Below are 24,316 nucleotides of genomic sequence, written 5' to 3'. Positions count from 1 at the left end.
GCGGGCCGAAGCCTAGTATCGTCACGACGGTTGGCGGCGGGAAATTCCGTTCCACATATGTGGAAGGCCCGTCCCGGTAGCTGCGGAGAGGGCGGGATGAGCGGAAACGTGGTCAAGAGCGCGGCGCGCGTGTTCGAGGTGCTGGAACTCTTCAGCACCTTGCAGAGGCCGCTGAGCGTGCGCGAGATCGCCACGCGCTGCGGGTATCCGGGGTCGAGCGCGGCGGCGCTGCTGACCAGCATGAAGGCACTCGGCTATCTCGCGTACGACGACGCCACTCACGCGTATGCGCCTACGGCACGGCTCGTCAATCTCGGCGAGGCGCTGGTCGATTCGGCGGCCGGCAGCCGGCGACACTGGCATGCCGTCGCGAAGCGGCTGGCGGCACGCACGCACGAGGCAGTCGTGATCGCGGTGCAGAGCGATCTGTACGTGCAGTACATCGATGCGGTGGAGGGCTCTCATACGATTCCGATCCAGTTCTACGCGCCGATCGGCACGCGTCGCGAGATCTGCATGTCGGGGCTCGGCTGGGCGCTGCTGAGCCTTCAGCCGGACAGCGCGATCCGCCGGCTCGTGTCGCGCAGCATCCGCCGGATCGGGAAGTCGGGCAGGACGATCGACGAGGATGTCGTGCTCGACAAGGTCGAACAGACGCGCCGGCTCGGCTACTCGTATTCGGCACATACGGTCACGCAGGGCGCCGCGATGATCTCGATGGTGATCGCGGACGGCTGGAACGGCCTGCCGCTGGCGATGGGGGTGGCCGGGCCCGTCGAGCGGATCGACGCGCGTCGCGACGCGATCGTGAAGGCGATGCGGGAGGCGCTGGACGCGCAGCGTCGGGATGCGGCGGCTGGCTGATCGGACGAGGCGGACGCGCGCAGGCATTCGCATAGAATCGGGAGGTTTCGCCGCTCTTGTGCCGGCTGCATTTCAGCGAGGTCGTCGCCATGTCATTGAACGCGCCGCTTGCCGGCATCCACATCGTCGAATTCGAAGGTCTCGGCCCCGGCCCGCTCGCGGGCTGGATGCTCGCCGGGATGGGCGCGCGGATCACGCTGATCGCGCGCCCGTCCGGCCGCACGAGCGCGCCGGATGCGCTGCGGGCCCGCGACGGCGACCTGCTGCGCGAAGGCAAGACGATCGTCGAGCTCGACCTGAAGGCGCCGGCCGGCCGCGCCGCCGCGCTCGACCTGATCGCGCAGGCCGACGCGCTGATCGAGGGCTTGCGGCCCGGCGTGATGGAGCGGCTTGGCCTCGGGCCCGACGATTGCGCGCGCCGCAACCCGAAACTCGTGTACGGGCGGATGACCGGCTGGGGCCAGCACGGCCCGCTCGCGGCCGCGGCCGGGCACGACCTGAACTACGTCGCACTGACGGGGCTGCTGTCGCTGTCCGCGCCGCGCGACGGCCGGCCGGGCGTGCCGCCGACCGTCGTCGGCGATGCGGGCGGCGCGCTCGGGCTCGCGTTCGGGATCGTCTGCGCGTTGCTCGATGTGCGCGGCGGCGGGCCGGGGCGCGTGGTCGACGGCGCGATCGTCGACATCGTGTCGATGCTCGGTTCGCTGGCGCTATGGGCACGCGCGAACGGGCAGCTCGACGGCGCGCAGCCGAGCCTGTTCCACGACGCGCCGTTCTACGACGTGTATCGCTGCGCGGATGGCGAATGCGTGACGATCGGCGCACTCGAGCCGCCGTTCTATGCGCTGCTGATCGAACGGCTCGGGCTGACCGACGTCGATCCCGCGTCGCAGTACGACCGGGCGCGCTGGCCCGCGCTGAAGGCGCGTTTCGCGGCGGTGTTCGCGCAGCAGCCGTCCGCGCACTGGCGCGCGCTGCTCGAAGGCACCGACGCGTGTTTCGCGCCGGTGCTGAGCGTGGCTGACGCGGCCGTGCATCCGCACAACGCGGCGCGCGGGATCTATCGGACGGATGAACACGGGAACGTGCGGGCGAGGGTGGCGCCGCGGTTCTTGCCGTTGGCGGAGGAGGGAGCGGAATAGGCGCGGCGTCAGGGAGCCGACTTCCGTTTGTCGATGGCCGGGTGTCGAACGCATCGAGAGTGCCAATTTTGGTACTAAATTTAGTATCAAATCAAGTACAATCGATGTTCGATCGAACAAGGAGCAGATATGCCCCACACCATTCTGGCAAGCGTGACGGCTAGCGTTTCGGAGCTGAAGCGGAATCCGATGGGAACCGTTGCCGCCGGCGAGGGTTTTCCGGTCGCGATCCTGAATCACAACGAACCCGCGTTCTACTGCATTCCCGCGAAGACGTGGGAGGCGATGGTCGAACGTCTGGAAGACATTGAAGACAATGTGTTGGCCGATTCGCGCGCCAGGGAGAAGGTCGTCAAGGTCAAGCTGAATGACCTTTGAACTCGCCTTTCTCGACTCCGCATTGAAGGAGTGGAAGAAGCTCGATCGCTCCGTGCGCGATCAATTCAAGGTCAGGCTCGCCGAACGGCTCGAGCATCCTCGCATCCCGTCAGCCAAATTGCACGGCCACCCGGATCGCTACAAGATCAAGCTGCGCGGTGTCGGTTATCGCCTCGTCTACGAAGTGCGCGACGCGGAAGTCATCGTGCTGGTGGTCGCGGTGGGCCGCCGCGAGCGTGATGCGGTCTATCTGGCTGCGATGAAACGCTAGCGCGACGGGCAGCGCGGCATCGATGCCTGCGCTCGGCAATTCACGCCGTTTCCTCCGGCGCATCCGGCATCTTGCCGTCGCCGACGCGGTTGATCGTGCCTTGCGCGATCGCGACGAGCCGCTCGTGGTCGCCGTCGATGACGAACACATGGCACTGGCACGTCGCCTGATGCCGGCCCGCGTAGACGAGCTTCGCGCGGGCGACGAGCGTGCCGTTCACGGCCGGCCGCAGATAGTTGATCTTGTATTCGGCGGTGATCACGCGCGGGCCGAGCACGAGTGCGCCGGCGAACGTCAGCGCGTTGTCCGCGAGATAGCTGATGACGCCGCCGTGCACGAAACCGTGCTGCTGCCGAAGTTCCTCGCGCACCGGCAGACACAGCGACACTTCGTTGTCGCCGATATGCATCAGCTCCGTGCCCAGCAGCATGCTGAACGGCTGCGCGCGCAATGCGCCGCGCGCGTGGTCCGTGATGTCGGTCATTGAACTTCCTTCGCAATGAGTGCCCGCTTGCGCTGAACTCTAGGAAGGGGGCTCCGGATAAGCAAGGAAATTCGTCCGCGTTTCGTGCAAATTCAGAAGCGATGCGACGCGATTATTGCGTCAAATACCGAAGATCTCGCGGTTTGCAGGCGATTCCGCGGGGATGCGCGGGCAACGCGAACTTTGCCGCCTTCCATTCCTAAAGTCCGACGAAGAAATGCCGCTAATGCCGGGGCATTGCCTCATCGTCCGCTCTCCAGGAATCTCCCCATGTTCGGAAAAATCAAGCTCGCGTCGGGTCTGCTCGGCGTGTTGACCGTGTTTTGCCTCTTCCTGCTCGCGATCGAAGCGCTCGGCTTCTGGACGCTCACGTCGACGCGCAGCGGCGTCGACGATCTGTCTAACGTCGCGATCGCGCAGGTCGATGCGGCCAGCCGGGCGACCGAGCAGCTGCTCGACGCGCGCATCAACCTGTCGCGTGCGGGCACGCGGATGGTGCGCGGCGGCCCGAAGCCGGAAGACATCATCCGCCATGCGGGCGCGTCGCTCGCGCAAGCGGACAAGGCGTTCGCCATGCTGACGGCCGCGCAGGCGGTCGACGACACGAACCGCGCGCGCGTCGCCGCGCTCACCGAACGCTATCGCGCGCTGCGTGGCGCGCTGGGCGAACTCGTGCAGTTCCTCGACGCCGACAACATCCAGGCCTTCCTCGACCAGCCGACGCAAAGCATCCAGGATGCCTATATCGCCGAACTGCACCGCTTCACCGACTATGGCAGCGCATCGAGCCGCGTCGCCCTCGACACGATCGACGGCGGCATGCGCTGGTTCAAGTCGGTCGGCATCGTGCTGCTGGTGGCGATGCTCGCGGCGAGCGCCGCGATCTACGCGGCTGCACGGCGCGCGGTCGTCGCGCCGCTGGAGGAAGCCGGCCGTCATTTCGAGCGGATCGCGCAGGGCCGGCTCGATGAAGCCGTGCGGGCCGGCGGCGTGTTCGAGATCGACCGCATGCTGCGCGGCCTCGCCACGATGCAGACGAGTATCGCGGGCACCGTGCGCACGGTGCGCCACGCGTCCGACGCGATTCACCTCGGCGCGGGCGAGATCGCGGGCGGCAACGCCGACCTGTCGGCGCGCACGGGCACGCAGGCCGCGTCGCTGGAGGAAACGGCCGCAAGCATGGAGGAACTGACCGCGACGGTCCGGCAGAACACCGACAGTGCACGCGCAGCCAGCGCGCTGGCCGATGCGGCGCTCGAAGCGACGAGCCACGGCGGCGGCGTGGTCGACAGCGTGATCGACCGGATGCGCGGCATCGCGCAGAGCTCGGGGCGGATCGCGGAGATCATCTCGGTGATCGACGGCATTGCCTTCCAGACCAACATCCTCGCGCTGAACGCGGCGGTCGAGGCCGCGCGGGCCGGCGAGCAGGGGCGCGGTTTCGCGGTGGTCGCGGGCGAAGTGCGCTCGCTCGCGCAGCGCAGCGCGCAGTCGGCGAAGGAGATCAAGGCGCTGATCGAGGATTCGGTCGCGCAGATCAACGGCGGCGCGGAGCTCGTGGAGCGCGCCGGCGACGCGATGCGGACGGTGTCGGCGTCGATCACGCGCGTCGTGCAGACGATGTCGGAGATCACTGCGGCGTCGGTCGAGCAGACCGTCGGGATCGAGCAGGTAAACCAGGCCGTCACGCAGATGGATCAGCTGACGCAGCAGAACGCGGCGCTGGTCGAGGAAGTCGCGGCGGCGGCCGCGTCGCTGAACGACCAGACCGCGCACCTGATGCAGGCGGTGTCGGTGTTCGAGCTGGGTGACGGACGCGCCGCGCACGGCGAGCGCGCGGCGCCGTCGTTCGCCGGGACGCCTTACGAACCGGCCGGCAGCGCCGCGTAGGCGGTCGCGAGGTGGTAGGGCGTCGTCGACGGCATGTCGGCGCGCGCGACCTGCCCGTCCGCCGTCTTGCACTCGAACCAGCCGCGCGGATGCAGGAAGCGCGCGGCGAACCGCTCGATCTGCCGCGCGAGCGGCGCGGAGGCCGGCGTGCCGCCGTGCGTCGCGAGCGCACGCAGGTATTCGGTCTGCGCCCAGATCCGCTGCGTGCCGTCGATGCACGCGCCTTGCGCGTCGAGCGCCGCGCACACGCCGCCCGTCTGCGGATCGACGCCGTATTGCTCGGCGAACGCGAACGCGCGCGACAGCGCGGCGGGAAGGCCCGTCTGCGCGAGTCGCGTGCCGGCCGCATCGACCAGGTAAAACCACTCGAACTGATGGCCGGGCTCGAAACGGTTGTCGGCCGCCCCGAGCGGCAACTCGGCGACGCAGCCGGTCGCCGCATCGACGAACGTGCGCTCGACGGCGTGCGCGGTGCGCGCGAGCGCGTCGTCGAACGCCGCGTCGCCGAATGCGTCGGCGGCCGCGAGCCACGCTTCGGTCAGGTGCATCAGCGGATTCTGCAGCGCACCGCTGCCGGAGGGCGAGAAATCGGCATGGCGGGCCGCGTCGAGCAGCGCGTCGCCGGGGTGCGGCGCGAAGCGGTCCTGGATCAGCGCGGCGGTTTCCTCGGCCACCGCGCGCGCGGCGGCGTCGCCCGACGCCGCGTGCCAGGCGGCGCACGCGAACACGATGAACGCGTGCGTATAGAGATCCTTGGTCGTATCGAGCGGCGCGCCTTGCGCGTCGACGCTGTAGATCCAGCCGCCGTGGCGCGCGTCGCGGAAGCGCCGGCACAGTGCGTCGAACAGTGTGGCCGCGTGCGCGGAATCGCCGGCCTGCGCGAACACGAACAGTTGCCGCGCGCACGCCATGGCGCGATAGCGGGTGACGGGCAGCGGCGCGTGGGTGGCCGGATCGACGGCCTCGAACGGCAGTTGCAATGTCTGGTCGAACCCTGAACCCCGCCAGATCGGCAAGACGACGTGCGCGAAATGGTGGCGCAGCTGGGCGGCCTGGGCGGAAGCGGAGTCGGAAACGGGCATGACGGGGTTGAGCGCTTGGATCGAAACGTGTCGGCGCGGCCCGGAGGATCGGCGCGGCCGGGGCCAAGGATAAAACATTCCGCGCGGCCGGCACCAGAAAAAGGAGAGAAAGCGGATGCTCAGCAACCTGGAACTCGTGATGCGGCTCGTTCTCGCGGCGGCGCTCGGCAGCGTCATCGGCTTCGAGCGCGAGCGCCTGTCGTGGGCGGCCGGCCTGCGCACGCACATGCTGGTGTGCGTCGGCTCGACGCTGATCATGATCGTGTCGGCGTTCGGTTTTGCCGACGTGCTCGGCCGCAGCGACCACATCGTGCTCGACCCGTCGCGGATCGCCGCGCAGGTCGTGTCGGGCATCGGCTTCCTCGGCGCGGGCTCGATCCTGCTGCGCGGCGAGATCGTGCGCGGGCTGACGACGGCCGCGAGCCTGTGGTCGGTCGCCGCGATCGGCCTCGCGGTGGGCGGCGGGCTCTACGTCGCGTCGATTTCCGCGACGATCATCATCCTGATCATCCTGGCCGGCATCAAGCCGCTGGAGCGGCGCTACTTCACGGTGCGCCAGCGGCGCCAGCTCGCGCTGACGGTCGTGAGCGGCGCCTTGACGTTCGATTCGCTGCACGCGGCGCTCGGCCCGTCGAGTGCGCGTGTGAAGCAGTTCATCGTGCAGCGTGCCGACGAGACCGGCGAGCACGACGAAGTGCGCATCGCGCTCGCACGGGTGTCGGAACTCGAATACCAGGCGATCTGCGACAAGCTGCGTGCGCTGAAGGGCGTCACGCGCTTCGAAGAGGGCAACGGGCTGTCGGGCGACGAATAGGCTGAATCGGCAACGGACCATGCGACAATGGCCGACCACCGATTCCGTTCGACATCCGGCTCCGCGCCTGCGGGCCCCGCCATCCGATTTCCATGACCGAATCCGTTTCCTCGCCTCGCCCCCGCTCCCGTTCCATTCGTTCGTCGACCCGTTCCCGCCGGCGCTCGGCCGCTGCCGCGGGCAGCACGTCCGCGAGGGCGACGGCGCGGCCCGTCAATGCGCCGGCCGGCGATGCTCCGCGGGATGAACGGACGCTCGACCTGTTCGGCGATCCGGTGCTCGAGCCGGGCGAGCGTGCGCCGGTTGCGGCGCGCGACGAGGCCGTCGCGGAAGCCGACGCGGCGGCGGGTGCCGCGGACGGGCGCCAAGCCTCGCTGGACGGGTTCAGCGTGCCGGAGGGGGCGGCTGCGGCCTCGGCCGGGCACGCGGAAGCGGGATCGGAAGGTGCGGCGACGCCGGATGTCGTGGTGGCAGGCGAGGGTGTTGCGACGCCGGAAGGTGGTGCGACCGCGAACGTCGACGGCGCATCTGCCGGTGGCGGCGCCACGAAGGCAGCCGATTTGCCTGCGGCCGATGGCGTGGCAACGAAGGCTGGCGTGCCTGCGGCCGACGCCGCCGTGAAGGTGGCGGCCACGCTGCAATCGGCTGATGTCGCTGCGGCGAATGCGGCCGAAGCGCCACCGGCGGATGCCGAAGTCGTCAAGCCGGCCGCCGAGGTGGCGGCCGTCAAATCCCGCGAAGGAAAATCGGCCGGCGATGCCGTGAAGGAGCGCCGCCCGTCGTCGGGAGGCAAACGCCGGGCGGCTGCCGGCGCCAGCGAAGCGGCGCCGATGCAATCCGCGCCGGCTGCGACGAGCGTCGCCGCGGTACCGGAAGCGGCTGAATCGACCGGCTCGCCGGACGTTGCCGCCGCGCCTGCCGCGCCACAGACGCCGGTACAGTCCGCCGAGCCGGCAATTGCCACGAACTCCGCGCCCCCCAGGGAAGCGACCGCGCAGCCTGACATTGCGCCGCCACTCGTTGCCCAGCCTGTGGCTTCCGCTGCGTCCTTCGTCACGAAGCCGTCGGCGGAACGCACGCAACCGGCCGCGCCGGTCTTCGACCCGGACACGCACCTGCGCCCGCTGACCGACCGGTTCGCCGCGCTGCAGGCCGACGTGGACGGCCTGACGCACGCGGCCGATCGCGAGATGCGCCGCGTCAACCGCCTGCTGCTGGCGCTGGCTGTCGTCGTGCTGGCCACGCTCGTCGCGCTGGTGCTGCAAACGCGACAGATCGCGCACCTGAAACAGGACGTGGCCACGAAGCAGCAACGGATCGATCGCCTCGCGGCCGATCTGTCGACGCAGCAGGCGACGCTGATGACGCTCGAGGAACACCACGAAGCGCTCCTGTCGCAAGTCGACCGGCTGCAGCGCACGGCGAACCGCGAGGCGGCCGTCGCGAAGCGTGCTCGTCGCACGCGTTAATCGTTTCGACCCTATCCTGAAAGCCCGACGGAGCAAGGATCGCCGTTCCGCGGCGGCGATCGGCTGTCGCGCGCCTGCGGCAAACTGATGCGGTTCACTGGCAGAGTTCAGGGAAAACCCTTAGAATGGAGGTCATCTAAGGGAAAACCCTAGTCACATCTGTCAGGAGTCTCACATGAGCTTCATCCTCGCCCTGCTGCAAAAGATCGACGACCTGTTCGTGTCGCCGCACCTGCCCCTCGACGCCGAATACTCGTACGCAGCGCGTCATGCCGAAGCCGAGCGCGTGCGCCGTGCGCATCTCGTGCCGATCGTCCTGTACCGTCGCTGATTCGCTGATTCGCTGATTCGTTGATTCGTTGATTCGCTGATTCGCTGATTCGCTGATTCGCTGATTCGCTGATTCGCTGATTCGGCGCGGCGCTCGCCGCACCCGCCTGCCCGCTTTCCACCGCCGCATTGCGCGCCGGTGCGACCGTCCCGCTACACTGGAAGTCCGATTCCCTCGACGGCGACCGGGCCATGCTGCAGATGCGGCCGATGTCGGCCGGTGAATTCCATGCGTACCGCACGCGAGCCATCGACGGCTACGCGCGCGATCTCGTTTCATCCGGACAAAACGCTGCCGAAGACGCCGCCGATCGTGCGCGCGCCTGTTTCGACACGCTGCTGCCGGACGGCCTGCTGACCGCCGGCCAGATCCTCGTGATGCTCATCGACGGCGCCAGCGGCGACGCGGTGGGCGACCTCTGGTACGCGATCGTGCCCGAAGGGCCGAACCGCACGCTGTTCATCTACGACCTCGACATCGTCCCGTCCCGGCGCCGCCAGGGCTGGGCCACGCGCACGCTCGATGCGCTCGACGCCGAGGCGCGCCGGTACGGCGTCACCGAGATCGGCCTGTCGGTGTTCAATCACAACACGGCGGCCCGCGCGCTGTATCGCGCGTGCGGCTTCGCACCGATCACGACGACGTTGATCAAGCCGGTCGTTTCGGACTGAATTCACCGGCGCGGTACGCGCTGCCGATCCGGCGTGCCCCAACCGGCCGACGTCGACAATCCTCCCGAACCTTACTGCTGGCTGCTGGCCGATGGCCGATGGCCGAACGGCCACTCTGCCGTCCGGCCATCGCCGCGCATCAGCGTGCGCGGCCTTTCCATCTCCGCAGCAGCAACGCGTTGGTCACGACGCTGACGCTGGAAAACGCCATCGCCGCGCCCGCGATCACCGGGTTCAGCAAGCCGAATGCCGCGAGCGGCACGCCGACCAGGTTGTAGACGAACGCCCAGAACAGATTCTGCTGGATCTTCCGGTACGTGCGCTTGGAGATGTCGATCGCGTCGGCGACGAGCGCCGGGTCGCCGCGCATCAGCGTGATGCCGGCCGTGTGCATCGCGACGTCCGTGCCGGTCGCCATCGCGATGCCGACATCGGCCGCGGCGAGCGCGGGCGCATCGTTGATCCCGTCGCCGACCATCGCGACGACCCCGCCGTGCGTGCGCTTCAGCTCGGCGACGACGCGCGCCTTGTCGTCGGGCAGCACTTGCGCATGCACTTCGCCGATGCCGAGCGACGCCGCGACGGCCGCCGCGCTGCCGCGGTTGTCGCCGGTCACGAGCGCGCTGACGACGCCGCGCGCCGACAGCGCCGCGATCGCGTCGCGGGCGCCCGGCTTCACGGTGTCGCCGAACGCGATCAGCGCGAGCAACGCGCGCGGCGCATCGGCACGCATCAGCCACGAGATCGTGTTGCCGGCGCGTTCGAGTTCGGCTGCGCGGGCGTCGAGCTCGGGCGGCACCGCGAGGCCGAGCTCGTCGCGCCAGCGCGTGCTGCCGAGCGCGAGCAGGTGCCCGCCGACGCGCGCTTCCACGCCGCGTCCGGCCACCGCGCGCGCGTCGACTGCGACGGCCGGCAGTGTGGTGTCGCCGCGCGCGGCCACGTCCGCATCGTGTGCCGCGACCACGGCCCGCGCGAGCGGATGGTCGCTCTGGCGCTGCACGGCCGCCGCGAGCGCGAGCGCTTCGTCGCGCGGCAGGCCGACGGCTTCGAAGGCCGTCACCGACGGCTTGCCTTCGGTCAGCGTGCCGGTCTTGTCGAATGCGATCACGGTCGTGCGCTGCGCGAGTTCGAGCGCTTGCGCGTCCTTGATCAGCACGCCGTGCCGCGCCGCGACGCCGGTGCCTGCCATGATCGCGGCGGGCGTCGCGAGGCCGAGTGCGCACGGGCAGGCGATCACGAGCACCGCGACCGCGTTGAGGATCGCGGTTTCCGTCCCGGCGCCGGCAATCAGCCAGCCGGCCAGCGTCAGCACCGCGATGCCGAGGATCGCCGGCACGAACACTTCGCTGACGCGATCGACGAGCCGCTGGATCGGCGCCTTCTCGGCCTGCGCGGATTCGACGAGGCGGATGATGCGTGCGAGCGTCGTTTCCGCGCCGATCGCGGTGGTTTCGACGACGAGCGCGCCTTCGCCGTTGATCGAGCCGGCCGTGACGAGGTCGCCGTCGTCTTTCGGCACGGGCAGGCTTTCACCGGTGATCAGCGATTCGTCGATGTGCGAGCGGCCCGACACGATCCGGCCGTCGACGGGCACGCGTTCGCCCGGCCGGATGCTGACCTGCGTGCCGACGCGCACCTGCGCCAGCGGTACGTCGCGTTCGACGCCGTGCTCGATGACGCGTGCGCGGTCCGGGCGCAGCGCGTTCAGCGCACGGATGGCCTCGGTGGTCTGGCGCTTCGCGCGCGATTCGAGCCATTTGCCGAAGCGCACGAGCGTGACGATCACGGCCGACGCCTCGAAATACAGGTGGCCGTGATGCGCGGGGTCGCGCAGCAGCATCCACAGGCTCAAGCCATACGCGGCCGACGTGCCGAGCGCGACGAGCAGGTCCATGTTGCCGGTGCGTGCCTTCACCGCATGCCAGGCTGCGCGGTAGAAGCGTGCGCCGAAACCGAACTGGACGATCGACGCGAGCACCAGCTGGAGCCAGCCCGGCAGCATCAGGTCGATGCCGAACGGCGCGACCAGCATCGGTGCGACGAGCGGCGCGCTCAATACCGCCGACCAGATCACGAGGTTGCGTTCGCGAACGGCCTCGCGACGCTTGCGGGCGTCGGGGTCCGGTGCGGCGCTGGCCGGCTGCGCGTCGGTGCCGGTCGTGGCGCCGGCTGACGGCGCGGCGGCGAGTGATGCACGGTAGCCGGCTGTGGTGACCGCCGCGATCAGCGTGGCGGCATCGAGTGCGCCGGCGCCGTGCACCGACGCGCGCTCGGTCGCGAGGTTCACGGATGCACGCGCGACGCCCGGCACGGCGGCCAGCGCTTTTTCGACGCGGCCGGCGCAGGACGCGCAGGTCATGCCGCCGATGTCGAGTTCGAGGTCGGTGGAGGCGGGCGAGGCTGCGGGCGGCGTGGCGACGGCGACCGGTGTCGCGCCGTAGCCGGCCTGTTTCACCGCTTCGGCGAGCCGTGCGGCGGATACGTCGGCCGACGCGTCGACGGTGGCGCGTTCGGTCGCGAGGTTGACCGACGCGTGTGTGACGCCCGGTACCTTCGCCAATGCCTTCTCGACGCGCGACACGCACGATGCGCAGGTCATCCCGTCGATATCGAGTTCGATGCTGGCGGGTGCGGCGGGTGCGGCGGGTGCGGCGGGCGTGGCAGGTGTAGCGGGGACGGCGGTCGGAAGCGTGAGATCGGCCGCCGTCGGCGTCGCGTCATAGCCGGCCTGCTTTACGGCATTCGCCAGTTGCAACGCGGAAACGCCAGCCGATACGTCGACGGTGGCGCGTTCGGTCGCGAGGTTGACCGACGTGCGCGTGACGCCCGGCACCTTCGCCAGCGCCTTTTCGACGCGCGACACGCACGATGCGCAGGTCATGCCCTCGATATCGAGTTCGATCGTGGCAGCGGTGGGGGGAGGTTCAATCGCTGCCGACGGTGTTTCGTCGCGCTGCGCAGGTGCCGCAGGCGCGGTCGCAACGGCTTCGACCGCCGCTTCACGCACGGCCGCGCCGTAGCCGGCCGCACGGATTGCATCGACGAGCCGGCCGGCTTCGACCGTGTCCTGCGCGGTGACCGTCGCCGCCTGCGTGTCGAGATCGACCGCCGCATCGACGACGCCCGGCACGGCGGCCAGCGCGCGCTGCACGCGGCCCGTGCAGCCGCCGCAGTGCATGCCGTCGACGCTCAGTTCGATCGTTTGCAGCGCTGCGGAGGCAAGTGGTTCAGTCATGTCGGATTCCCCAAAAGCGCGGTTCGAGCCGCGAATGGTTCCAGTATCAACATTCCCATGATGGCAAGGTCAAGCGTCGGCGACGATGCGACGCATGTCGATGTACACAGCGTGTCACAACGTGAAAAAAACGATCGCCCGGCTTCCAGACGGACAGCCGGGCGGTCGTGCGTTGCGCTTGATTACGTGGTCAGGCGCAGAGCTTGGCGCTCGCGAGGCGATTCAGGCTGACGCCTTGCTCGGCGGCCTGGATGACCAGCGCACGGTGCGCCTGTGGCGGGATGCGAACCTTGAATTCGCCGCTGTAGGTGCGGTCGGCGATCGGATCGGGCACCTTCTCGCCGTTCGTGGTCATGTCGCGCACGACATCGGCGACGAGCCGGCGAATGCCCGTCAGCGCGCCTTCCGGCGTGGCGTCGAGCCACGAAAGAGACGGAAACTCCGCACAGAGGCCGACGTGCTCCCCGTCCTCCGGGGACCACGTTACGCGGTACGTAAAGTGGTCTTGGGTCATGATTTCTGTTCCTTCGGTCGATCGAGCGCGTCGAGAACCTGTCGCACCGGGTACGCCTTCGCTTTCCCGCGATCATGCTGGATATTCACTCGAGGATCGCCTTGCCACGGTGTCTTGAAAATAGCGTGGCTGGAACCCGATTGGCGGGCCGCTCCGAAGTGTGCCTCGCAGACCTTGAACAGGTCGTTGAAACGCACATTCGCGGGCTCGCGCCCCATTTGATCGTGGATCTTCCATTCGCTTGCCATAGCAAATGGTGTCAATAATGACACCATTTGTCAGCGCTGGTCACGAACCCTCTGTCACCGCCGTTCCCGCCGGCAACCGAACTAGCGCCCGCCCTGTTATTCGGCATATTGGGGGATGCCCTTAGGCGCTATGATACCGGCCTGACATCAGCGCCCACCGTTGCGAACCGTAGCGAGACGGTATCCGGGCAGGCTGGGGTGCCTTGCATTCGCCGTTCGCGAGACGAACAAGGCGTTGACTGAAAAGAACGATATTCGGCCAGTAATCGATGATTGAAAACCTGCAGGAATCAGTTTCTCTGCGGCGCGCGTGCGCGTCGCTGGCCTTGGCGGCATTGCTCGCCGGGTGTGCGTCGCAACCGGACGCGATCCAGCGGAAAACCGGCTGGATGCGCGCGGAAGTCGCCGACTCCTATGTCTATGCGTATCCGCTCGTGCTGATGGACGTCGCGAAGGAAGCGGCGACGGGCGGCGACGGCGCGCAACCGGGGCAGGCGCCGCTCAACACGCTGCGCCACGCGCAGGCGCTGCCGCCCGTCGGTGCGGTCAATCCGCCGCTGCCGGGCGTCGATACCCTCGACTCGACCGGCTGGCTCGACGTCGCCGCCGAACCCGTGATCGTCACGCTGCCCGACACGCGCGGCCGCTACTGGGACGCGCGCGCGCTCGACATGTGGACGAACGTGCTGTGGTCGTCGTCGACCATCGCAGTACGCACGGCACGCGGCGGCGCGCGATCGCAAACGATTGCGTTTGCCGCGAAGGGCTGGCAGGGCACGCTGCCGAAGGGCGCGCTGCGGGTCGACGTGCCGTCCGCCAACGCGTGGCTCGAAGTGCGGCTGCAGACGAGCGGGGGGCGCGACCTCACGGACGTGAAGAAACTGCAGCGCGCGATTCGCGTGGTGCCGCTGTCTGTATACACAGGCGCGGCGCGCGGCGCGTCGGTCGCGGTTCATGCGGGCAGCGCGCCTTCCGAAGCGGCGGGCGGCGGCACGCCGGCCGAGCAGGTGGCCGCGCTCGACCCGAAGGCGTTCTTCACGCGCTTCGCGCAGGCGCTGCAGGACAACCCGGCGTCGGCCGACGATGCGCACGCGCAGGAACTGCTCGGCGACATCGGCGTGACGGCCGGCTATCCGGTGCTGTGGACCGGCGACCGCCTCACGGCGGCGACGGCCGGCGTCGCCGAGGCGCGTGCGCGGCTCGCGACGCCGCCGTCGAACCTGCTGAACGCGAACGGCTGGAACTGGATCGGCGACACGGCCGGCAAGTACGGCCAGGACTACACGCTGCGCGCGTACGCTGCCTACTCGCAGTTCGGCACCGCGACGCGCGACGACGAGACGCTCGCGGTCGTCCGCGTCGACAGCGACGGCCATCCGCTGAACGGTGCGAACCGCTACGTGCTGCATTTCGCGCCGGGCGCGCTGCCGCCGGCCCGCGCGTTCTGGACGCTCACGCCGTACACGACGAACGGCGCGCTGCCCGACGTCGGGTCGGCGCGTCGCTCGCTCGGCGATCGCGACCGGCTGCGCCGCAACCGCGACGGTTCGATCGACATCGTCGTGTCGGCGTCGCCGGGTGGTGCGCACGCAGGCAACTGGCTGCCGGCGCCGCGCACCGATTTCGCGCTCGCGTTGCGCCTGTATGCACCGAAGCCGCAGGCGAGCGACGGGTCGTGGATGCCGCCCGTCGTCGTCCGGAAATGAACGGATGACCGGCGCCACTGTCCGACCGGCGGGCGCGACGGCGCCCGAACCCCGTACCGTCACCTCCTGAGCCTATACTTTCGGGATAGCGTGCGCGGCCGCCCGGTTGTCCGGCGCGGCCCGGCATCCATTCCCGAGGCATTCAAGCATGGCAAGCGCAGACAAAGAAACCATATCCTCGACCCTCCATGCCCTCGGTGGCGTTGCACGTTCACGTCGGACCCGGCGTATCGGTATCGGCGTGCTGATCTTCCTCGTATTGTTCGGACTGCTCGGGTTCTTCGCAGCACCGCCATTGATCCGCCATGTCGCCGAACAGCAGTTGAGCAAGCAGCTCGACCGGCCGGCCACGATCCAGCGGATCGCACTGAACCCGTACACGCTGAACCTCGAAGCCGACGGCATCCACCTCGGCGAGCGCGGCGGCCAGGGCGACTTCGTCGACATCGGCAAGCTCGTCGTGAGGCCGTCGTGGTCGTCGCTGTTCCGCGGCGCGCCGATCGTCAATGAAATCCGGCTCGATTCGCCGCGCTTTCACATCGTCCGCTACGACGCGCAGCGCTTCAACTTCACCGACCTGATCGAGAAATTCTCCGCGCCGTCGCCGAAGCCCGCAAGCAAGCCGACGCAATTCTCGGTGTCGAACATCCAGGTCAACGACGGCCGGATCGACTTCGACGACCGCCTGCTGAACGAGCAGCACGTCATCGACAACTGGACGCTCGGCATTCCGTATATCGCGACGCTGGCGTCGAAGACCGACATCTTCGTCGAGCCGAAGCTGCGCGCGCGCTTCGACGGCAGCCCGATCTCGATCGACGGCAAGACCAAGCCGTTCGCGCAGTCGCGCGAATCGGAGATCGCGCTGAAGTTCGATCGCCTCGACGTGCCGAAGCTGATCTCGTACGTGCCGGCGAAGCTGCCGGTGGTCGTGACGAGCGGCCTCTTGAGCAGCAACCTCGCGGTCAATTTCGTGATGAGCGGCGAGACGCCCGCGCTGCGCGTGTCGGGCACCGTCGACCTGAACGACGCGAAGGTGACGGACCATGCGTCCGCGCCGCTGTTCGCCGCGCGCGGCGTGCACGTCGCGGCAGCCAGCCTCGAGCCGCTGCGCAACGCGATGCACTTCGACGAGATCCGGATCGACCAGCCGGTGGTCGACCTGGCGCGCGACAAGCAGGGCGTGCTGAACGTCGAGAAGCTCGTCGCGCAGCCGGCCGCCGCCCCGAAGGCCGAAGCCGGCAAGCCGGCCGCATCGGCCGCCGCCGCTTCCGGTGCCGCCGTCGCCGCGGCCAGCGGCGTCAGGGCCGACAGCGCCGCCGCCGCGAAGGAAGCACCGCCGCTCGACCTGACGATCCGTCATTTCGCGATCGACGGCGGCACGGTCAACGTCGACGACCGCGTGCCGGCGACGCCGACCGCGATGTCGCTGACGAAGCTCGCCGCGACGCTCGACGGTTTCTCGCTGCAAGGCAAGACGCCCGCGAAATACACGCTGTCGACGTCGCTGTCGCGCGGCGGCGACGTGAAGGCCGAAGGCGCATTCAATCTCGCGGACAAGCAGGCCGATACGAAGCTGACGGTCGCCGCGCTCGCGCTGCCGGCACTGCAGCCGTACCTCGGCGAGGCGACGCGCGCGCGCGTGCTCGACGGCACGCTCGGCGCGACCGTCAACGCGAAGACCGACTGGGGCAAGACGCCGCTCGCCGCGGAAGTCGCCGACAGCACGATCGGCCTGAAGTCGCTGAAGATCGCTGCACCGGACAACAAGGCGCCGGCAATCGTGCTGCCCGACGCGAGCGCGAAGATCGCGAAGGTGGACGTCGCCGCGCGCATCGTGGAGATTGCGAGTGTCGACGCGAGCGGGCTCGCGCTCGAGGTGAAGCGCCTGAAGGACGGCAAGATCGACCTCGCCGCGCTGGCCGAACCCGCGCAGGCGGCGGTGCCGCAGCGCACGGTCGCGCGCAAGGCGCAGGCCGCCGCGCCGTCGTGGCACTACCGGATCGACGCGCTGAACGTGGAGGATTCGTCCGCGAACTTCACCGACCTGTCGACGCCGCGCCCGGTGAAGCTGGCGATCAAGCCGCTGGAGCTGTCGGTGCAGAAGCTGAGCGACGACATGACGAAGCCGCTGCCCGTGCAGTTGAAGGCGACGCTGAACCGCAAGGGCTCGCTGAACGTGACGGGCGACGTGACCGCGCAGCCGCTGAAGCTCGGCCTGAAGATCAACGGCAACCGCCTCGACGCGGCCGCGTTCGAGCCGTACTTCGGCAGCGCGCTGAACGCGACGATCGCGAGCGCGCTGCTCAACGCGCAGGGCAACCTGACGTTCGCGCAGGTGAAGGACACGCCGCGCGCGACCTATCGCGGCGACGTCGCGCTGGTCGACGTGCGGATGCTCGACAAGGCGACGTCCGACCCGTTCGCGGGCTGGCGCTCGCTCGCGCTGTCGAACCTGAAGGCGAACTACGACGAGAAGGGCACCGACGTCGATGCCGCGCGCGTGACGTTCTCGAACTTCTACGGCCGCGTGCTGCTCGATGCGCAGGGGCGGCTGAACCTGAAGGACGTGGTCGCGAAGGAGTCGGGCCCCGCGCAGTCGCTCACGCGCGACGCGAGCAAGGGCGAACCGGTGCCGCTTTCGCCGGGCATGACGCCGCCGGCCGCCGCGCAGGCTGCATCGGCTGCCGCCGCCCAGCAGGCATCCGTGCCGGCCGCTGCGCCCGCGACCGTGGTCGTGAAAGCCGCGCCGCCGCCGCAGAACCCGGTGCGGATGCAGTTCGGCCAGCTGCTGCTCCAGAGCGGCCGCGTGACGTATACCGACAACTTCATCAAGCCGAACTACACGGCGAACCTGGTCGCGATCAACGGGACGGTCGGCGCGTTCGGCACCGATTCGACGACGTCCGCGCCGGTCGACGTCGCCGCGAACCTCGCCGGCAACGGGCCGATCTCGATCAAGGGCTCGGTGAACCCGCTGATCGAGAAGCCGGCGCTCGACCTGACGGCGACCGCGCACGACATCGAGCTGACCAACCTGACGCCGTACTCGGCGAAGTACGCCGGTTACCCGATCACGAAGGGCAAGCTCAACGTCGACCTGCACTACCAGCTCGCGAACGACCAGCTGTCGGCGAACAACCACATCTTCATCGACCAGCTCACGTTCGGCGATCACGTCGAGAACGACACCGCGACGAAGCTGCCGGTGAAGCTCGCGATCTCACTGCTGAAGAACACGCGCGGCCAGATCGACGTGAACCTGCCGGTGTCGGGTTCGCTGTCGAACCCGGAGTTCAGCGTCGGCGGACTGATCTGGCATGCCGTGCTGAACCTGATCGCGAAGGCCGTCACGTCGCCGTTCACGCTGCTCGCGAATGCGTTCGGCGGCGGCGGCGAGGATCTCGGCTACGTCGAGTTCGCGCCGGGCACCTACGAGCTGACCGACGCGCAGCAGAAGAAGCTCGACACTGTCGTAAAGATGCTGACCGAGAAGCCGTCGATCCGCCTCGACCTGATCGGCCGCGTCGACCCGGCGCAGGACACGCCGGGGCTGCGCGACGCGTACGTCGAGCGGCTGGTGCGCCAGCAGAAGCTGAAGGACGTGGTCGGCCAGGGCGAGAGCATCGATCCGATGTCGGTGAAGGTCGACAAGGCCGAATACTCGAAGTACCTGGCGCGCGCGTACAAGGCCGCCGACTTCAAGAAGCCGCGCAACCTGGTCGGCCTGCAGAAGACGCTGCCCGATGCGGACATGAAGCAGGCGCTCGCCGATCACGCGCCGGCCGACGACAACGCGCTGCGTGCGCTCGCGCAGCAGCGCGCACAGGCCGTGCGCCAGTACCTCGACGGGAAGATCGATTCGAGCCGCGTGTTCGTCGTCGCGCCGAAGCTCGACGCGAAGGGCATCTCGGACAAGGGCGCGACGACGCGCGTCGACTTCGGGCTGCAGTAAGTCTTGCCGTCATCCGCCGCCGCGCCCGCGTCCGCCGGGCGCGGCGTTTTTTTTCAGCGCGCGGCGATCGCCGGTTCGCGCTTGTCCAGTTCCTTCCTCGCGGCCAGCGGCAGACGCGCGTCGTCCCACTGCGTCAGCCATTCGATTTCCTTCGTGGTGAACACCGGTCCGTGGTTGCGCAGCGCGTACTGCAGCGCGTCGACGACGTGGTGGCGAATGATTTCGGGGGTACGTGCATCGTCCAGCACGAACCGGAGAGCTTCCAGGGTCGACATAGTCGTGCTCCGGGTCAGGGAAAACCCTTTATTACACGCCAATAGTCGCCGGCCAAGTCGAAAAAAAATCCCGCCGCACGGGCCGGTGCACGCGACGGCCGCCCATTGCGACCGATTCGTATCGCTTGCGATTGGTTACGTTTGACAGACAACAGAAAGCCGCGCTTCACGTGGCCGCCGCACGATCCGGCGATATTTTGCGCGCCTGATGGCAAGTCGTGCAGTTCAACGTCAATCGATGAGGTGGGGTGATGATTTCCAGGTTCGTCAAGCAACGAAAAATGGCGGTGATGGTGGCGGGCGCGCTGGCGCTCGCAAGCGTGGGCGCATATGCGGCGCAGCAGGACGGCAACAGCCAGGGCGAGGACAACGGCAACGGCCGTGCGAGCCGCGTCGTGAAGCACGTGCTGCTGCTGAGCATCGACGGCCTGCACGAACAGGATCTCGCGCGCTGCATCGGCGCGAACACGTGCCCGAATATCGCGGTGCTCGCGAAGAGCGGCGTGACGTACACGAATGCGTACACGCCGGGCCTGTCGGATTCGTTTCCGGGCCTCGCCGCACTGGTGACGGGCGGCTCGCCGAAGACGGCCGGCCTGTTCTACGACGTGTCGTATGACCGCAACCTGTACGCGCCGAGCGACACGACGTGCTCGGGCAAGCAGGGCTGGAACGTCGTGTTCGACGAGACGACCGGCATCGACGCGCAGAACGGCGGCGCGCTCGTGCATCTCGACGGCGGCGGCGCGTTCAATCCGCAGGCGATCCCGCATGCGAAGGTCAACGGCCAGTGCGTGCCGGTCTACCCGCACAACTACGTGAAGACCAACACGGTGTTCGAGGCCGTGAAGGCCGGCGTGCCGAACGCGCACACCGCGTGGGCCGACAAGCACGCGTGGGGCTACGACTGGCTGAACGGCCCGTCGGGCACCGGCGTCGACGACCTGATGCGCACCGAGATCAACTCGATCGACCCGGCGACCAACACCGCCTACACCGACGTCTATTCGCACACCGCCCGCTTCGACAACCTGCACGTGCAGGCGCTGATCAACCAGATCGGCGGCCGCGATTCGACCGGCACGAAGACCGCGCCGGTGCCGACGCTGTTCGGCGCGAACTTCCAGACGCTGAGCGTCGCGCAGAAGGCGCCGGTCGCGAAGGGCGGCGGCTATCTCGACGCCGACTTCACGCCGAACGGGCAGGTCGCGAACGCGATCACGTATGTCGATGACGCGATCGGCCACGTCGTCGCGGCGCTGAAGCAGGCCAACCTGTATTCGTCGACGGCCGTGATCGTCACGTCGAAGCACGGCCAGTCGCCGAGCGATCACACGAAGCTCGTGAAGAACGGCGACACGCTGACGAAGCTGCTCGAAGCGAACAACTTCTTCGATCCGAACGGCAACTTCGGCCAGAACAACACGACGACGGGCAACCTGAACGACGGTTCGGGCCTGGTCGGCACGGGCTTCGTGCAGACCGACGACGTCGGCCTGATCTGGCTGCGCGACCGCAGCCAGCGCACGGCCGTGGTCGAGAAGCTGAAGGCGAACCTGGGCTGCAACGCGCCGGGGATCTGTGCGGACGGCCCGCAGGCTTACGTGCTGTACGGCGCGGCGCTGGCCGACCGCTTCGGCGATCCGGCCAACGGCCGCACGCCAGACATCGTCGTCCAGCCGAATCCGGGCGTGATCTACACGTCGAGCACGAAGAAGGACGAGGAGCACGGCGGCAACGCACCGGACGACAGCCACCTCGGCCTGCTCGTGTCGTACCCGGGCGTCCATCGCGCGCGCACCGTGAACGATCTCGTCGGCACGAAGCAGGTTGCGCCGACGATCCTCGGGCTGCTCGGCGCAGACCCGCGCCTGCTGCATGCGGTCGTGGCCGAGAACACGCACGTGCTGCCGGGGCTCGGTATCGGGCGCTGACGCGGGATGCCGGATGCCGCCGCCGGGCGGCGTCCGGCGCAGGGCGCGCGCGGCCGTGCGGCGGCGCGCGCCGTTCCCGGCCTACGCACCTCCCGATTCGTCCAGCATCCAGTCCCTGAACCGCCGCAACGCATCGCTCGTGTCGAGGCGCTCCGGCGCATAGCAGAGATAGTGCCCCTGCGCGTCCACGTCGACCGGTGCATCGAACGGCTCGACCAGCGTGCCCGCCGCGAGGTTGTCGAGAATCAGGAAGCGCGGCACGAGGGCGATCCCGAGCCCGGCCTGCGCGGCCTGGATCAATACCGAATACTGCTCGAAGCGCGGCCCGGCCAGCGCGTTCATCTGCGACGCGCGATGACGCTCCGCCCATGCGGACCATGCGATCTCCGCCTGTTCGTGCACGAGGCGCGGTGCCGCGACCGCGTCGGCGGGCGCGTGCAGCGCATGCCGCTCGGCGAATTCGCGCGAGCAGACCGGCACGAAGGTCCGCCCGCCCAGATAGTCGCTTCGCACGCCTTCCCATCCCCCGTCGCCGTAGCGGATCGCCGCGTCGAGTCCGAACGGAAACACGTCGCCGGGCGCGAGATGGCGGCGGAAACTCAGCGTGACGTCCGGTGCCGTGGCGAGAAAGCGCGTGAGCCGCGGCAGCAGCCACTTGGTCGTGAACGTCGGCACGCTCGCGATCGTCAGCAGGTCGCTGTTCTCGCGTGCGCTCAACAGTTCGATCGACGCGTTGCCGATTTCGCGCAGCGGCCCGACGACGCGTGCGTGATACACCTGGCCCGCACGCGTGAGCGCGAGGCCGCGCCCCTCGCGCACGAACAGCTTCACGCCGAACAGTGCCTCGAGGTTCGCGATCTGCCGGCTGACCGCGCTCGGCGTCAGGCCCAGTTCGCGGGCCGCGTAGGAGAAGTTCAGGTACTTCGCGGACGCGGCGAATGCATGCAGCTCCGCCACGTTCGGATACAGGTGCTTCATGGCGGGCTGTTCCGTCTTTGCACAGGTCGATGCGCGCTTTTTACGTTTTTTTCATGACGATGCCATGTCGAAACCGCACACTGCGCCGGCTTCGACAACGCAAGCGGGCCCCGTCCGGCGGGCGTCGTGCGAGGTATTCCCCGATCGTCAGCGAGTGAGTTCATGCATCCGTCAACCGCCCCGGCATTGGCCGACGGTGTTCCGATTCGTCGTAACAGAGCGGCGCATCCGCGTGTCGGCCGCCTGTTGCTGCAGGCGCTGCTCGCGGTGTTCGCGCTCTACCTGCTGCTGCCGATCGCATTGCTGCTGATCGGCGCGGTAGGCGAATCGTGGACGAACACGTTGCTGCCCACCGGCGTCACCGGGCACTGGTTTGCCGACCTGGCCGCGAACCGGAGCTTTACCCGCGCGTTCGGCGTGAGCTTCATCGTGGCGCTGGCGTGCTGTGCGCTCAACGCGGCGATCGGCCTGCCGCTCGCGTATGCGCTGCATCATCGTGCGCAGGCCGGCGGCGGGTTCGCGACGCGCATCGTGATGCTGATGCCGGTCGCCGTGCCGGCGCTGACGCTCGGCTTCGGCTACATCGCGATCTTCAGCGGCGACACGCTGCCGTGGCTCGGCACGTTGCCGCTGATGATCGCGGCGCACGCGGTGCTGACCTTGCCGTACCTGCTGCAGACGCTGCTCGGCGACTTGCGCCACCTCGGCCTCGCGCGGCTCGAGGCCTGCGCGGCGACGCTCGGCGCGACGCCGCTGCGCCAGTTCGTCACGATCGTGCTGCCGAACCTGCGGCACAGCCTGTTTTCCGGCCTCGTGATGGTGGCCGCGCTGTCGATCGGCGAATTCCAGATCTCGAACCTGATCGCCGGCTTTCGCTACCGGAATTATCCGATCGTGTTGCTGCAGGCGTTCTACGGCGCGACGGGGATGGCGTGCGCGGCCACCGTCGTGCTGCTCGTGCTCGCCGTGCTCGCGACGCTCGTGTCCGTCGGCACCGTGCAACGTCTGAAGTGAGTCATCCATGAGCCTCGAATTCGAACACGTCAATTTCCAGTATCCGGGCGCCCGTCATGGCGTCGAGGACGTCACGCTGTCCGCCGCGCAGGGCGAACTGCTCGCGGTGATGGGGCGCAGCGGGTCCGGCAAATCCACGCTGCTGAGGCTCGCGGCCGGGCTGCTCGACGGCTGGCGCGGCCGCATCGCGATCGGCGGCGACGACGTGGCCGGCGTGCCCGTGTGGCGGCGCGAAGTGGGGATGGTGTTCCAGCACTACGCGCTGTTCCCGAACCTGTCGGTCGTCGACAACGTCGCGTACGGGCTGCGGATGCGCGGCGTCGCGGCCGACCTGCGGCGCCGGCGTGCGCTGGACATGCTTGAGCGGGTCGGGCTGTCGGCCCATGCGGCGCGCGGCGTCGCCATGCTGTCCGGCGGGCAGCAGCAGCGCGTCGCGCTCGCGCGGGCGCTCGTGATCGAGCCGAAGCTGCTGCTGCTCGACGAGCCGCTCGCGGCGCTCGATGCCGGCATCCGCCATCAGCTGCGCGACGAGATCCGCGCGCTGCAGCGCGCGTGCGGCGCGACAACGCTGTTCGTCACGCACGACCAGGACGAAGCGCTGAGCATGGCCGACCGCGTCGCGATCGTCGACGGCGGCCGCGTGCTCCAGGCCGGCACGCCGCGCGAGCTGTACGAGCGCCCGGCCACCGCGCAGGTCGCGCGCTTCGTCGGGCATTCGACGCTGCTGCGCGGGCGGGTGCTCGCGCACGGCGAAATCGACGTGAGTTTCGCGACGCTGCGCGCGGAAACGGGCGCGCATCGGGCGGGCGACGAAATCGCGGTGCTGGTGCGGCCCGAGCACGTGCAGGCCGATCCGCCGGCACGGAGCGCGAACCGCATCGAAGGCCGTCGCGGGGAAGTGCGTTACTTCGGCGCGACGCAGCGCTACGACTTCATTCCGGACGGCTCGGCCGACGTGCTGCTGTGCGAAGGGCGCGAGCCCGCCGCGCGCAGCATCGCGATCGACCCGTGCCATCTGCTCGTGCTGCCGGCCTCGCCGGACGCGCGCTGACCCTTTTCGT

Annotated in this window: 21 protein-coding genes; 14 read left to right on the top strand and 7 right to left on the bottom strand. The window is 68.8% G+C overall.

Translation table 11 applies throughout. The annotated features are described in order from the left end of the window. The first annotated feature begins 96 nt into the window (after positions 1 to 96). The 4 genes from U5798_RS08695 (at position 97) to U5798_RS08680 (ending at position 2,655) form a co-directional block, all read left to right on the top strand. Positions 97 to 864 carry an IclR family transcriptional regulator gene (locus U5798_RS08695; RefSeq protein WP_124450950.1) on the top strand — a complete coding sequence of 256 codons (768 nt, stop codon included), beginning with the start codon at positions 97 to 99 and terminating at the stop codon, positions 862 to 864. An 89-nt stretch (positions 865 to 953) separates the two neighbouring features. Further along, positions 954 to 2,006, top strand: coding sequence for a CaiB/BaiF CoA-transferase family protein (locus U5798_RS08690; protein ID WP_322081805.1), 1,053 nt, complete (start codon positions 954 to 956; stop codon positions 2,004 to 2,006). A 129-nt stretch (positions 2,007 to 2,135) separates the two neighbouring features. Beyond that, complete coding sequence (locus U5798_RS08685; RefSeq protein ID WP_124450954.1) at positions 2,136 to 2,384, top strand: type II toxin-antitoxin system Phd/YefM family antitoxin; 249 nt, start codon at positions 2,136 to 2,138, stop codon at positions 2,382 to 2,384. Next, positions 2,374 to 2,655, top strand: coding sequence for a type II toxin-antitoxin system RelE family toxin (locus U5798_RS08680; protein WP_124450956.1), 282 nt, complete (start codon positions 2,374 to 2,376; stop codon positions 2,653 to 2,655). Before U5798_RS08685 ends, U5798_RS08680 begins: the two co-directional genes overlap by 11 nt. Positions 2,656 to 2,695: 40 nt before the next feature. Here the strand turns inward: U5798_RS08680 and U5798_RS08675 are convergent, their stop codons facing one another. Further along, entirely contained in the window at positions 2,696 to 3,139 is a 444-nt protein-coding gene (locus tag U5798_RS08675) for a PaaI family thioesterase (RefSeq protein ID WP_011353771.1), read from the bottom strand. Positions 3,140 to 3,409: 270 nt separating this feature from the next. Between U5798_RS08675 and U5798_RS08670 the strand changes: the two genes are divergently transcribed. Continuing rightward, the gene (locus U5798_RS08670; protein ID WP_322081804.1) at positions 3,410 to 5,029 is read left to right on the top strand and encodes a methyl-accepting chemotaxis protein; all 1,620 of its coding nucleotides are present in this window, start codon (positions 3,410 to 3,412) and stop codon (positions 5,027 to 5,029) included. Here the strand turns inward: U5798_RS08670 and U5798_RS08665 are convergent. Further along, complete coding sequence (locus tag U5798_RS08665) at positions 5,002 to 6,111, bottom strand: AGE family epimerase/isomerase (RefSeq protein ID WP_124450960.1); 1,110 nt, start codon at positions 6,109 to 6,111, stop codon at positions 5,002 to 5,004. The genes U5798_RS08670 and U5798_RS08665 overlap by 28 nt on opposite strands. A gap of 115 nt (positions 6,112 to 6,226) precedes the next feature. Between U5798_RS08665 and U5798_RS08660 the strand changes: the two genes are divergently transcribed. The 4 genes from U5798_RS08660 to U5798_RS08645 all read left to right on the top strand — a co-directional run bounded on the left by U5798_RS08660 (position 6,227) and on the right by U5798_RS08645 (position 9,396). After that, positions 6,227 to 6,925 carry an MgtC/SapB family protein gene (locus U5798_RS08660; protein WP_322081803.1) on the top strand — a complete coding sequence of 233 codons (699 nt, stop codon included), beginning with the start codon at positions 6,227 to 6,229 and terminating at the stop codon, positions 6,923 to 6,925. Positions 6,926 to 7,017: 92 nt separating this feature from the next. Continuing rightward, on the top strand, positions 7,018 to 8,394 hold the full coding sequence (locus tag U5798_RS08655) for a flagellar hook-length control protein FliK (RefSeq protein ID WP_322081802.1): 1,377 nt from the start codon (positions 7,018 to 7,020) through the stop codon (positions 8,392 to 8,394). Between the two features lie 175 nt (positions 8,395 to 8,569). Next, entirely contained in the window at positions 8,570 to 8,725 is a 156-nt protein-coding gene (locus U5798_RS08650; protein WP_185658149.1) for a hypothetical protein, read from the top strand. Positions 8,726 to 8,916: 191 nt separating this feature from the next. Continuing rightward, complete coding sequence (locus U5798_RS08645) at positions 8,917 to 9,396, top strand: GNAT family N-acetyltransferase (protein ID WP_322081801.1); 480 nt, start codon at positions 8,917 to 8,919, stop codon at positions 9,394 to 9,396. Between the two features lie 139 nt (positions 9,397 to 9,535). On the opposite strand, the gene U5798_RS08640 is transcribed toward U5798_RS08645, so the two are convergent. The 3 genes from U5798_RS08640 to U5798_RS08630 all read right to left on the bottom strand — a co-directional run bounded on the left by U5798_RS08640 (position 9,536) and on the right by U5798_RS08630 (position 13,393). Next, the gene (locus tag U5798_RS08640) at positions 9,536 to 12,631 is read right to left on the bottom strand and encodes a heavy metal translocating P-type ATPase (protein WP_124450967.1); all 3,096 of its coding nucleotides are present in this window, start codon (positions 12,629 to 12,631) and stop codon (positions 9,536 to 9,538) included. Positions 12,632 to 12,821: 190 nt separating this feature from the next. Beyond that, positions 12,822 to 13,145 carry a type II toxin-antitoxin system HicB family antitoxin gene (locus U5798_RS08635; protein WP_124450969.1) on the bottom strand — a complete coding sequence of 108 codons (324 nt, stop codon included), beginning with the start codon at positions 13,143 to 13,145 and terminating at the stop codon, positions 12,822 to 12,824. Then, complete coding sequence (locus U5798_RS08630; RefSeq protein WP_124450971.1) at positions 13,142 to 13,393, bottom strand: toxin HicA; 252 nt, start codon at positions 13,391 to 13,393, stop codon at positions 13,142 to 13,144. The genes U5798_RS08635 and U5798_RS08630 overlap by 4 nt, the downstream gene beginning before the upstream one ends. Before the next feature lie 269 nt (positions 13,394 to 13,662). Here U5798_RS08630 and U5798_RS08625 point away from each other — a divergent pair, with 269 nt between their 5' ends. After that, positions 13,663 to 15,099, top strand: a complete 1,437-nt coding sequence (locus U5798_RS08625) for a DUF1254 domain-containing protein (RefSeq protein WP_124450973.1) — start codon at positions 13,663 to 13,665, stop codon at positions 15,097 to 15,099. A 148-nt stretch (positions 15,100 to 15,247) separates the two neighbouring features. Continuing rightward, positions 15,248 to 19,054 carry a DUF748 domain-containing protein gene (locus tag U5798_RS08620; RefSeq protein WP_322081800.1) on the top strand — a complete coding sequence of 1,269 codons (3,807 nt, stop codon included), beginning with the start codon at positions 15,248 to 15,250 and terminating at the stop codon, positions 19,052 to 19,054. Positions 19,055 to 19,107: 53 nt separating this feature from the next. Here U5798_RS08620 and U5798_RS08615 read toward each other — a convergent pair whose 3' ends face one another. Beyond that, positions 19,108 to 19,329 carry a hypothetical protein gene (locus tag U5798_RS08615; RefSeq protein WP_124450977.1) on the bottom strand — a complete coding sequence of 74 codons (222 nt, stop codon included), beginning with the start codon at positions 19,327 to 19,329 and terminating at the stop codon, positions 19,108 to 19,110. A gap of 251 nt (positions 19,330 to 19,580) precedes the next feature. Here U5798_RS08615 and U5798_RS08610 point away from each other — a divergent pair, with 251 nt between their 5' ends. Further along, on the top strand, positions 19,581 to 21,263 hold the full coding sequence (locus U5798_RS08610; protein ID WP_322081799.1) for an alkaline phosphatase family protein: 1,683 nt from the start codon (positions 19,581 to 19,583) through the stop codon (positions 21,261 to 21,263). An 81-nt stretch (positions 21,264 to 21,344) separates the two neighbouring features. Here the strand turns inward: U5798_RS08610 and U5798_RS08605 are convergent, their stop codons facing one another. Next, complete coding sequence (locus tag U5798_RS08605) at positions 21,345 to 22,241, bottom strand: LysR substrate-binding domain-containing protein (protein WP_322081798.1); 897 nt, start codon at positions 22,239 to 22,241, stop codon at positions 21,345 to 21,347. 162 nt (positions 22,242 to 22,403) lie between these two features. Between U5798_RS08605 and U5798_RS08600 the strand changes: the two genes are divergently transcribed. Then, positions 22,404 to 23,255, top strand: a complete 852-nt coding sequence (locus tag U5798_RS08600; RefSeq protein ID WP_124450983.1) for an ABC transporter permease — start codon at positions 22,404 to 22,406, stop codon at positions 23,253 to 23,255. 7 nt (positions 23,256 to 23,262) lie between these two features. After that, the gene (locus U5798_RS08595; protein ID WP_322081797.1) at positions 23,263 to 24,306 is read left to right on the top strand and encodes an ABC transporter ATP-binding protein; all 1,044 of its coding nucleotides are present in this window, start codon (positions 23,263 to 23,265) and stop codon (positions 24,304 to 24,306) included. Positions 24,307 to 24,316 lie beyond the last annotated feature (10 nt).

The sequence above is a fragment of the Burkholderia sp. BCC1972 genome (assembly GCF_905339605.1).
GTDB lineage: Bacteria > Pseudomonadota > Gammaproteobacteria > Burkholderiales > Burkholderiaceae > Burkholderia.
The sequence above is the reverse complement of the archived record's forward strand: the minus strand, read 5'-3'. Positions and strand labels throughout refer to the sequence as shown.

Coding starts and splice junctions, on each gene's coding strand:
- U5798_RS08695 (WP_124450950.1), top strand. CDS start 97: ATGAGCGGAAACGTGGTCAAGAGCGCGGCGCGCGTGTTCGAGGTGCTG.
- U5798_RS08690 (WP_322081805.1), top strand. CDS start 954: ATGTCATTGAACGCGCCGCTTGCCGGCATCCACATCGTCGAATTCGAA.
- U5798_RS08685 (WP_124450954.1), top strand. CDS start 2,136: ATGCCCCACACCATTCTGGCAAGCGTGACGGCTAGCGTTTCGGAGCTG.
- U5798_RS08680 (WP_124450956.1), top strand. CDS start 2,374: ATGACCTTTGAACTCGCCTTTCTCGACTCCGCATTGAAGGAGTGGAAG.
- U5798_RS08675 (WP_011353771.1), bottom strand. CDS start 3,139: ATGACCGACATCACGGACCACGCGCGCGGCGCATTGCGCGCGCAGCCG.
- U5798_RS08670 (WP_322081804.1), top strand. CDS start 3,410: ATGTTCGGAAAAATCAAGCTCGCGTCGGGTCTGCTCGGCGTGTTGACC.
- U5798_RS08665 (WP_124450960.1), bottom strand. CDS start 6,111: ATGCCCGTTTCCGACTCCGCTTCCGCCCAGGCCGCCCAGCTGCGCCAC.
- U5798_RS08660 (WP_322081803.1), top strand. CDS start 6,227: ATGCTCAGCAACCTGGAACTCGTGATGCGGCTCGTTCTCGCGGCGGCG.
- U5798_RS08655 (WP_322081802.1), top strand. CDS start 7,018: ATGACCGAATCCGTTTCCTCGCCTCGCCCCCGCTCCCGTTCCATTCGT.
- U5798_RS08650 (WP_185658149.1), top strand. CDS start 8,570: ATGAGCTTCATCCTCGCCCTGCTGCAAAAGATCGACGACCTGTTCGTG.
- U5798_RS08645 (WP_322081801.1), top strand. CDS start 8,917: ATGCTGCAGATGCGGCCGATGTCGGCCGGTGAATTCCATGCGTACCGC.
- U5798_RS08640 (WP_124450967.1), bottom strand. CDS start 12,631: ATGACTGAACCACTTGCCTCCGCAGCGCTGCAAACGATCGAACTGAGC.
- U5798_RS08635 (WP_124450969.1), bottom strand. CDS start 13,145: ATGACCCAAGACCACTTTACGTACCGCGTAACGTGGTCCCCGGAGGAC.
- U5798_RS08630 (WP_124450971.1), bottom strand. CDS start 13,393: ATGGCAAGCGAATGGAAGATCCACGATCAAATGGGGCGCGAGCCCGCG.
- U5798_RS08625 (WP_124450973.1), top strand. CDS start 13,663: ATGATTGAAAACCTGCAGGAATCAGTTTCTCTGCGGCGCGCGTGCGCG.
- U5798_RS08620 (WP_322081800.1), top strand. CDS start 15,248: ATGGCAAGCGCAGACAAAGAAACCATATCCTCGACCCTCCATGCCCTC.
- U5798_RS08615 (WP_124450977.1), bottom strand. CDS start 19,329: ATGTCGACCCTGGAAGCTCTCCGGTTCGTGCTGGACGATGCACGTACC.
- U5798_RS08610 (WP_322081799.1), top strand. CDS start 19,581: ATGATTTCCAGGTTCGTCAAGCAACGAAAAATGGCGGTGATGGTGGCG.
- U5798_RS08605 (WP_322081798.1), bottom strand. CDS start 22,241: ATGAAGCACCTGTATCCGAACGTGGCGGAGCTGCATGCATTCGCCGCG.
- U5798_RS08600 (WP_124450983.1), top strand. CDS start 22,404: ATGCATCCGTCAACCGCCCCGGCATTGGCCGACGGTGTTCCGATTCGT.
- U5798_RS08595 (WP_322081797.1), top strand. CDS start 23,263: ATGAGCCTCGAATTCGAACACGTCAATTTCCAGTATCCGGGCGCCCGT.